We start from the raw sequence: 1,726 nt of genomic DNA on the forward strand, positions 1-1,726 counted from the left end.
CGTACACTACAAGCGAATTATATGAAGTGCGTTTTTATCAGGCTGTCAAAATCAGACGTGTTTTTTTAGTGCGCTTTCAGTTTTCTAAAAACTCCCGACCAATATTCACTATAAATACCAACCCATCCTTTCTATTCTCCCAGCATCAATCATTGCGCATATTTTTTACATTGAACGATTTCTCATACATCACCGATATTCAGCAATCTGCGATCAAACAAACGCGTTTGATCCAAATTCGCGGACGCGTTACTCAAGTAACCGGCACCATCATCAAGGCTGTGGTGCCGGGCGTACGCGTTGGAGAGTTGTGTGAGCTGCGCAATCCCGATCAAACCTTATCGTTGTTGGCTGAAGTCGTCGGCTTTCAACAACATCACGCGCTGCTTACCCCACTTGGCAACATGTTTGGCATTTCATCCAATACCGAGGTGAGCCCGATGGGGAAAATGCACGAAGTCGGTGTTGGCGATCACTTGCTGGGTAAAATCCTCGACGGACTGGGCCGCCCTTTCGATGGTGCGCAAAGCCAAGAGCCAAGTGCTTGGTATCCCGTTTATCGTGATGCCCCGCCACCGATGCAGCGTAAATTGATCGAAAAACCAATTTCGCTTGGCGTTCGCTCCATAGATGGTTTGCTCACTTGTGGTGAAGGCCAACGTATGGGCATTTTCGCTGCGGCTGGCGGCGGTAAAAGTACCTTGCTGGCGAAGCTGATTCGCTCTGCGGACGTAGACGTAACCGTTCTGGCTCTGATTGGCGAACGTGGGCGAGAAGTGCGAGAGTTCATCGAACACGACTTGGGCGAAGATGGTATGGCGCGTTCAGTACTGGTCGTTGCGACATCCGACAGACCAGCCATGGAGCGCGCAACAGCGGCGTTCGTTGCGACTTCAATCGCCGAATATTTCCGAGACCAAGGCAAGCGCGTTTTGCTGCTGATGGACTCCGTCACGCGTTTTGCTCGTGCGCAACGTGAAATTGGCCTTGCCGCTGGTGAACCACCAACTCGACGCGGTTATCCGCCTTCTGTTTTTGCCGCGCTGCCAAAACTAATGGAGCGTGCCGGCCAATCGGACAAAGGCTCTATCACTGCCCTTTACACCGTATTGGTCGAAGGTGACGACATGACCGAGCCTGTCGCAGATGAAACGCGATCCATTCTGGATGGACACATTATCCTTTCCCGGAAATTGGCGGCAATGAACCACTACCCGGCCATCGATGTGCTCCGCTCAGCAAGCCGAGTAATGAACCAAATTGTCGAAGCGGATCATCAAGCATCTGCCGCGCATCTGCGTGAAATGTTGGCGAAATATGAAGAAGTCGAGCTGCTTATCAAAATCGGCGAGTACCAACATGGCGCTGACCCTCGAGCCGATCTGGCAATCGCACAAAGTGACGATATTCGCGCATTTTTACGTCAAGGTACCCATGAGCCAAGCGACCTTGAAGGTGCTATCGCTCAACTGAAAGGCATCGCAGGTCAATGATCGAACGATTATTAGAAATTAAGAAAATTCGTGCAGACCGCGCCGATAAAGCCGTTCAACGCCAAGAATACCGAGTTGCCAATGTGGCGGCAGAGCTGCAAAAAGCAGAACGCTCGGTAGCGGACTATCACGTTTGGCGTCAGGAAGAAGAAGAACGCCGCTTCGCGAAAGCCAAACAGCAAACCGTGCTTCTTAAAGAGCTGGAAACGCTAAGACAAGAAATAGCCCTACTT

Annotated in this window: 1 protein-coding gene and 1 pseudogene; both read left to right on the top strand. The window is 51.1% G+C overall.

Features of this window, described 5'->3' with window-relative positions:
* Nucleotides 1-170: 170 nt before the first annotated feature.
* Nucleotides 171-1,493 carry a SctN family type III secretion system ATPase VscN gene (gene vscN / locus R7F67_RS23860; protein ID WP_318057417.1) on the top strand — a complete coding sequence of 441 codons (1,323 nt, stop codon included), beginning with the start codon at nucleotides 171-173 and terminating at the stop codon, nucleotides 1,491-1,493.
* A pseudogene (gene vscO, locus R7F67_RS23865) lies at nucleotides 1,490-1,726 on the top strand (type III secretion system central stalk protein VscO); the annotation flags it as partial. The gene vscN and the pseudogene vscO, both read left to right, overlap by 4 nt.

Source organism: Vibrio sp. YT-17 (assembly GCF_033337375.1).
Taxonomy (GTDB): domain Bacteria; phylum Pseudomonadota; class Gammaproteobacteria; order Enterobacterales; family Vibrionaceae; genus Vibrio; species Vibrio alginolyticus.